The organism is Geodermatophilus sp. DF01-2 (assembly GCF_004571065.1).
Taxonomy (GTDB): Bacteria; Actinomycetota; Actinomycetes; order Mycobacteriales; family Geodermatophilaceae; genus Geodermatophilus.
Map to the genome: position 1 here is coordinate 1 of NZ_SPQN01000134.1, position 6,367 is coordinate 6,367.

7 protein-coding genes and 1 riboswitch are annotated in these 6,367 nt (G+C 75.2%); of the genes, 3 read left to right on the plus strand and 4 right to left on the minus strand.

Annotation, left to right across the window (positions count from 1 at the left end; translation table 11 throughout):
- Positions 1-98: 98 nt before the first annotated feature.
- From E4P41_RS22865 to glgA, 3 genes are all read right to left on the minus strand, one after another.
- The gene (locus tag E4P41_RS22865; RefSeq protein WP_209307838.1) at positions 99-662 is read right to left on the minus strand and encodes an ABC transporter substrate-binding protein; all 564 of its coding nucleotides are present in this window, start codon (positions 660-662) and stop codon (positions 99-101) included.
- Complete coding sequence (locus E4P41_RS22870) at positions 659-1,042, minus strand: hypothetical protein (protein ID WP_209307839.1); 384 nt, start codon at positions 1,040-1,042, stop codon at positions 659-661. The genes E4P41_RS22865 and E4P41_RS22870 overlap by 4 nt, the downstream gene beginning before the upstream one ends.
- Positions 1,043-1,122: 80 nt before the next feature.
- Positions 1,123-1,255, minus strand: a riboswitch (cobalamin riboswitch).
- Positions 1,256-1,265: 10 nt separating this feature from the next.
- On the minus strand, positions 1,266-2,438 hold the full coding sequence (gene glgA / locus E4P41_RS20810) for a glycogen synthase (RefSeq protein WP_135143116.1): 1,173 nt from the start codon (positions 2,436-2,438) through the stop codon (positions 1,266-1,268).
- A gap of 169 nt (positions 2,439-2,607) precedes the next feature.
- Here glgA and glgC point away from each other — a divergent pair, with 169 nt between their 5' ends.
- On the plus strand, positions 2,608-3,828 hold the full coding sequence (gene glgC / locus E4P41_RS20815; protein ID WP_135143117.1) for a glucose-1-phosphate adenylyltransferase: 1,221 nt from the start codon (positions 2,608-2,610) through the stop codon (positions 3,826-3,828).
- Positions 3,829-3,902: 74 nt separating this feature from the next.
- Here the strand turns inward: glgC and E4P41_RS20820 are convergent, their stop codons facing one another.
- Entirely contained in the window at positions 3,903-4,553 is a 651-nt protein-coding gene (locus tag E4P41_RS20820) for a class I SAM-dependent methyltransferase (RefSeq protein WP_135143118.1), read from the minus strand.
- A 437-nt stretch (positions 4,554-4,990) separates the two neighbouring features.
- On the opposite strand from E4P41_RS20820, the gene sigE reads away from it, so the two are divergent.
- Positions 4,991-5,584 carry an RNA polymerase sigma factor SigE gene (gene sigE / locus E4P41_RS20830; RefSeq protein WP_135143119.1) on the plus strand — a complete coding sequence of 198 codons (594 nt, stop codon included), beginning with the start codon at positions 4,991-4,993 and terminating at the stop codon, positions 5,582-5,584.
- Positions 5,581-6,177: a zf-HC2 domain-containing protein gene (locus E4P41_RS23750; RefSeq protein WP_135143120.1), complete on the plus strand. Its 597-nt coding sequence runs from the start codon at positions 5,581-5,583 to the stop codon at positions 6,175-6,177. The genes sigE and E4P41_RS23750 overlap by 4 nt, the downstream gene beginning before the upstream one ends.
- Positions 6,178-6,367 lie beyond the last annotated feature (190 nt).

Genomic DNA, 6,367 nt, shown 5'->3' on the forward strand with positions numbered 1-6,367 from the left:
CGCGGCGCCGGCGAGCACGACCGCCGTCCGGCGCCGGGGCCGGGCCGGTGCGGCGGCCACCAGGCGGGGAGCCGCAGGAGCCGTCACGAGCGCCTCGCTCAGCCTCGCAGCTCGGCGGCCAGCGCCTCGGCGAAGTCGGCCACCCGCGGGCCCCACCGGGAGGCGACGGCGTCATCGGCCTCGAGCACGCGGTCCTCCTTCACGGCCGGGACGGTGTCGAAGGCCGGCCGCTGGGCGAGGCTCTCGGCGGTCTGGCCGCAGCAGACGGTGTCGGCGAGCACGACCAGCTCCGGCGCCTGGCCCACGATGTACTCGGCGGACAGCTGCGGATAGCCGCCCGCGGTGTCCGCGGCGCCGTCGGCGACGTTCTCCAGCCCGAAGAGCGTGTAGACGCTGCCGACGAAGGTGTCGCTGGTCGCGGAGTAGAAGCTCGGGTCGAGCTCGTGGTAGACGCTCATGCCCCGGGTCGAGTCCGGGACGGAGTCGACCGCGGCGGCGATCCGGTCCTGCACGTCGGCCACCACCTCGGCGGCCTCCTCGGTGTTGCCGGTGGCCTCGCCGAGGGTCTCGATCTGTTCGTAGCTCTCGTCGAGGGTGTCGGCCGCGCCCAGCAGCAGGGTCGGGATCTCCAGCGCGTCGAGGGCGTCGACGATGCCGTTCATGTCGTCGCTGAGGACGACGAGGTCGGGGAGTGGGCGGCGATCGCCTCGGCGTTCGGGGTGAACGCCGAGAGGTCCGTGGTCGGTGCCTCGGCGGGGAAGTCCGAGGTGCTGTCGACGGCCTCGACCTGGTCGCCGGCACCGATCGCGAAGAGCATCTCGGTCGCCGAGGCCGACATCGACACGATCGACTCCGGCCGCTCGTCGAGAGTCAGCTCGCCGTCGTCACCGGTGACGGTGACCGGGAAGGCGCCGCCGGCCGCGGCGTCCGTGCCGGGCCCCTCCGCGGTGGGAGCGTCGGTGCCGCAGGCCGGCAGGGCCAGGAGGAGCGGGAGGAGCAACGCGGCCGGGGCCGGCCGGCGCGCGGAGGGAGTGCGGGACAACGGGGGCCTTCCGGGGCGGCGGCGCGCGGCCGCCCACGCAGGCGCCCGGCGCCCGGTGCGCGACCCCTGCCGCGGGGGTCGGGACACGACGCAGGGCAGGCGATCTGGCTCAGGTCCTCGGACGGACCATCACAGTTGCGGGACAGCGCCGGGTTCGCACCGGTCTTCGCTGCGCGAGCGTCGCCGGCAGCTGCCGGCGCGCCGACGGTACCAGCGGGTGCGGTCAGCCCCGGCCGGCAAGGACCGCTGTGTAGACGTCCACCGTCTGCTGGGCGATCGCCGGCCAGCCGAACTCCGCCAGCACCCGCTCGCGGCCCGCCTCGCCCATGCGGGCGGCGCGTTCCGGGTCGGCCAGCAGCTCGGCGATCCGCCCGGCCAGCCCCGCCTCGAAGGCCGCCGGGTCGTCGGGGTCGTAGCGGACCAGCAGGCCGGTGCGGCCGTCGTCCACCACCTCGGGAATGCCGCCCACGGCGCTGGCGACGACGGCGGTGCCGCACGCGGCGGCTTCCAGGTTCACGATCCCCAGCGGCTCGTACACCGAGGGAACGACGAACACCGTCGCGCCAGTGATCAGCGGCACCAGCTGCTCGCGGGCCAGCATCGCCTCGATCCAGACGACGCCGTCCCGCCGGGCCTGCAGCTCGGCCACCGCGTCGGCGACCTGCTGACGCTCGGCCGGGGTGTCGGCGGCGCCCGCGCACAGCACGAGGCCGGCGTCGGCGGGCAGCTGCTCGGCCGCCCGCAGCAGGTGCAGCACGCCCTTCTGCCGGGTGATCCGCCCGACGAACAGCGCGTAGGGCCGGTCCGGGTCCACGCCCAGGGAGCGGACGACGTCGGGGTCGTGCACCGGCCGGTAGGCCTCGGCGTCCACCCCGTTGCCCACGACGTGCACGCGGGCGGGATCGAGGTCGGGATAGGCGTCGAGCACGTCGTCGCGCATGCCGTGGCTGACCGCGATCACCGCGTCGGCGGCGAGGTAGGCGGTGCGCTCGGCCCAGGAGGAGAGCCGGTAGCCGCCGCCGAGCTGGTCGGCCTTCCACGGCCGGCGCGGCTCGAGGGAGTGCGCCGTCACGACGTGCGGGACGCCGTGCACCAGCGAGGCCAGCAGGCCGGCGGTGTTGGCGTACCAGGTGTGGCTGTGCACCAGGTCGGCTCCGGCGAGGGCGGCGGCGATCTCGACGTCGACGCCGAGCGCCTGCAGCGCGCCGTTGGCGCCCTGCAGGCCGGCCGGGACGGCGTGCCCGGTCGCGTCCGCCCGCGGCTGCCCGAAGCAGTGGACGTCGAGTTCGGGCCCCTCGGGCAGCGCGCGCAGCGCCGCCGCGAGATGCTCGACGTGCACCCCCGCGCCGCCGTAGACGTCCGGCGGCCACTCCCGGGTCACCATGCCGATACGCACGCTGGCCACCCTAGAAGGACCCCGTCCTCCTCACCGCCCGCAGGCTCGCGGCGAGCCTCTGGACGGGGCCGGCCCCCGGCCCCGCCGCTCGCAGGCTCGGGGCGGTGCCCTGGACGGGGCCGTGCGCCGCGGTGCAGCGGCGCTCCTGGCCAGCGGCTACGTTGCGACCATGCGTGGCGGTCCTCGGGTTCTCGGCATCGTCCTGGCCGGCGGTGAGGGCAAGCGGCTGAGCCCCCTGACGCAGGACCGGGCCAAGCCGGCCGTGCCGTTCGGCGGCAACTACCGGCTCATCGACTTCGTCCTGTCCAACCTCGTGAACGCCGAGATCCGGCAGATCGCGGTGCTGACCCAGTACAAGAGCCACAGCCTCGACCGGCACATCACCACGACGTGGCGGCTCTCGCAGATGCTCGGGAACTACATCACCCCGGTGCCGGCGCAGCAGCGCCTCGGCCCGCGCTGGTACACCGGCAGCGCCGACGCCATCTTCCAGAGCCTCAACCTCATTTACGACGCGCGGCCCGACATCGTCGTGGTCTTCGGTGCCGACCACGTGTACCGGATGGACCCGGCGCAGATGATCGACCAGCACCTGCAGACGGGGGCCGGGGTCACCATCGCCGGGCTGCGGGTGCCGCGCAGCGATGCCACGGGCTTCGGCGTCATCGACGCCGACGCCGACGGCAAGGTGCGCGGGTTCCTCGAGAAGCCGGCGGACCCGCCGGGGCTGCCGGACTCGCCCGAGGAGAGCTTCGCCTCCATGGGCAACTACGTCTTCACCACCGACGCGCTGCTCGAGGCGCTGCGCGCCGACGCCGAGGACGAGCACTCGGTGCACGACATGGGCGGCTCGATCATGCCGATGCTCGCCGACCAGGGAGAGGCGTACGTCTACGACTTCTCCACCAACGTCGTCCCCGGCGCCACCGAGCGCGACCACGGCTACTGGCGCGACGTCGGGACGATCGACTCCTACTTCGACGCCCACATGGACCTGGTGTCGGTGACCCCGGTCTTCAACCTCTACAACGACCGCTGGCCGATCCTCACCCTGCCGCCGCAGCAGCCGCCGGCGAAGTTCGTGCTCGGCGGGCGCGCGGAGGAGTCGATGGTCAGCGCCGGCGCGATCATCGGCGGCGGCTCGGTGCACAACTCGGTCGTCTCGCCCGGTGTCCGGGTCGAGCGCGGGGCGCGGGTCGAGGACAGCGTGCTCATGGACGGCGTGTACGTCGGCGAGGGCACCTACGTCCGGCGGGCGATCCTCGACAAGAACGTCGTCGTCCCGGACTGGACACGCGTCGGCGTCGACCTCGCCACCGACCGCGAGCGCTACCACGTCAGCTCCGGCGGGGTGACGGTCCTCGGGAAGGGGGCCCGCGCCCACGCCTGAGGAAGGACCCTTCCTGGGTCCCCTCGCAGGCTCGGGACGCCCTGGAGGGGCCATCCGATGCGACCCGCGCCGGGTCAGCGGCGCCGGACGGCCACCAGCAGCCCCGCGCCGATCGGCAGGACGGCGGAGGTGAGGTGCTCGTGCTCCCGGACGGCGCGGGCGACGTCCCGCCAGGCCACCGTCTGCTCGTCGCGCGCCCGGGGGTCGGCGATCCGGTCGCCGGCCAGCAGCCCGTGGCAGACGACCGTGCCGCCGACCCGGACCAGCTCGAGGACCGCGCCCAGGTGTGCGGCGTACCGGGTGGGCGCCCCGGCGCACACGACCATGTCGTAGGCGCCGGGCGAGAGACGGGGGAGGACCTCACCGGCCGTGCCGAAGATCATCCGGGTGCGGCCCGGCGGGTGGCCGGCCTCGCCGAAGGCACGGCGGGTGGCGCGCACCGCCTCGGGGTCGCCGTCCAGCACGGTGAGGACGCCGTCCGGGCGCATGCCCTCCAACAGCCACAGACCGGCGACCCCGCCACCGCTGCCGATGGAGACGACCGTGCGGGCTGCGGCGCCGGCGGCCAGCACGGCCAGGGTGGCGCCGACCGCCGGCTCCACGGACGGCGCGCCGGCCAGCCGCGCCACGCGGGACCGGGCCGCCACCAGGGCCGGAGTCTCGGCCGCGAAGCGGTCGGCGTACGCCGCGCCGTCCCTCCCCGGCCCTGGTCCCTCGACGTTCACTGCTCGGCTCCGGACTCGTTCCGCTCCTCGCTCGCTGGCGCTCGCTGCGATGCTCGCTCGCCCGTCGTCCTCGCGGCGTTCACTGCTCGGCTCCGGACTCGTTCCGCTCCTCGCTCGCTGGCGCTCGCTGCGATGCTCGCTCGCCCGTCGTCCTCGCGGCGTTCACAGCTCGGCTCCGGACTCGTTCCGCTCCTCGCTCGCTGGCGCTCGCTGCGATGCTCGCTCGCCCGTCGTCTCCGCGGCGCTCGTCACCGGGCGAGGGTAGTGGCCGGGGCTGCCCGACCCCGGCTCCCGGCACAGCTGTGAGCTCCCTGTGAACGGGAACACCGCCGGCTTCCCGGCCCGTTGACCGTGTCGTGCGCCCCGAGAGAGCCGCCCCCGCCCGACCCGCCGACGTCGGGAGATCGACGACGGCTCCGGTCTGCGATCCTGGAACCGTGTCCGACGCCGTCGACCCCGCTCCTACCGCCACCGAGGCCTGGGTGGCGCCCACCTGGGAGCAGGTCGTGCGCGACCACTCCGCGCGGGTGTACCGGCTGGCCTACCGCCTCTCCGGCAACCCGCAAGACGCGGAGGACCTGACCCAGGAGACCTTCGTCCGGGTCTTCCGCTCGCTCGCCGACTTCTCGCCCGGCACCTTCGAGGGCTGGTTGCACCGCATCACCACCAACCTCTTCCTCGACATGGTGCGGCGCCGGCAGCGCATCCGGTTCGACGCCCTGCCCGAGGACACCGAGCGGCTGCCCGGCACCGCGCCCAGCCCCGAGCAGGTCTACGCCGACACACACCTCGACCCGCAGGTGCAGGCGGCGCTCGACGCACTCTCGCCGGAGTTCCGCGTCGCCGTCGTCCTCTGCGACATCGAGGGACTGACCTACGAGGAGATCGCGGCCACCCTCGGCATCAAGCTCGGCACGGTGCGCAGCCGCATCCACCGCGGCCGGGTCCAGCTGCGCGAGGCCCTCGCCCACCTGGCCCCGCGCCGGCCGGTGAACGACGAGACGGTCGCCCCGGAGGGGAGCGCGGGGTGAACATCCCGGAGAGCCACCTGGCCCAGGAGGCCGTCGCTGCGCTCGTCGACGGGGAGCTCGCCGGCGGCCCCGCCGCTCGGGCGGCGCGCCATCTCAGCGGCTGCACCCAGTGCCGAATGGCGGTGCAGGCCCAGCGGGAGGCCAAGGAGGCGCTGCACACCTGCTCGGACGTCGCCGTCCCCGGCGACCTGCTGTCCCGGCTGCGGGCCATCCCCTTCACCGCCGACGTCCCCGGCACCGGCGGCGGGCTCGGCTCGCTGAGCGCCGCTCCCGACCAGCTCACCGTCAGCGGCCCGTCGGGGTCGTGGTCCGTGGCGCTGGACCCGCCGCCGGCCGGCGCCGACCGCGCCGGCCACGCCCGGTGGCTGCGTCGTGGCTTCGTCGGTGCGCTGGGGGTCCTCGGCCTCGGCGTCACCGCCCTGGCGCTGAGCCTTCCGACCGGCAGCGTCGACCGCGACCGCCCGTCACCGGACTCGGTGGCCGGCGCCACCCTCGAGCAGCGCACCCGGATCGTCCCGCCGGTGGTGCGCGCCACGACCGGCGGCACGAGCGGTGCCGCCCAGCCCGTCGGGATCCCGGGCGGGACGCCCTGACCAGCCGCGCCGACACCCCGTCGGGGGAGGACCCGTTGACCGTGGACCCGCACACCCCGGACACAGCCCGTCCCGCCGGCGAGGACGGCCGGCCCCGCGCGTCGGCGCCGGACGAAGCGTTCGCCCGCCCCCGGGACGACGTCGGCGGGTTCGACCCGCCGCCCGTCCGCACCCGGCCCGCCACGCCGCC

Bases quoted from the DNA above. Each gene is read 5' to 3' on its own strand.
- E4P41_RS22865 (WP_209307838.1), bottom strand. From the start codon at position 662: ATGAACGGCATCGTCGACGCCCTCGACGCGCTGGAGATCCCGACCCTG.
- glgC (WP_135143117.1), top strand. From the start codon at position 2,608: ATGCGTGGCGGTCCTCGGGTTCTCGGCATCGTCCTGGCCGGCGGTGAG.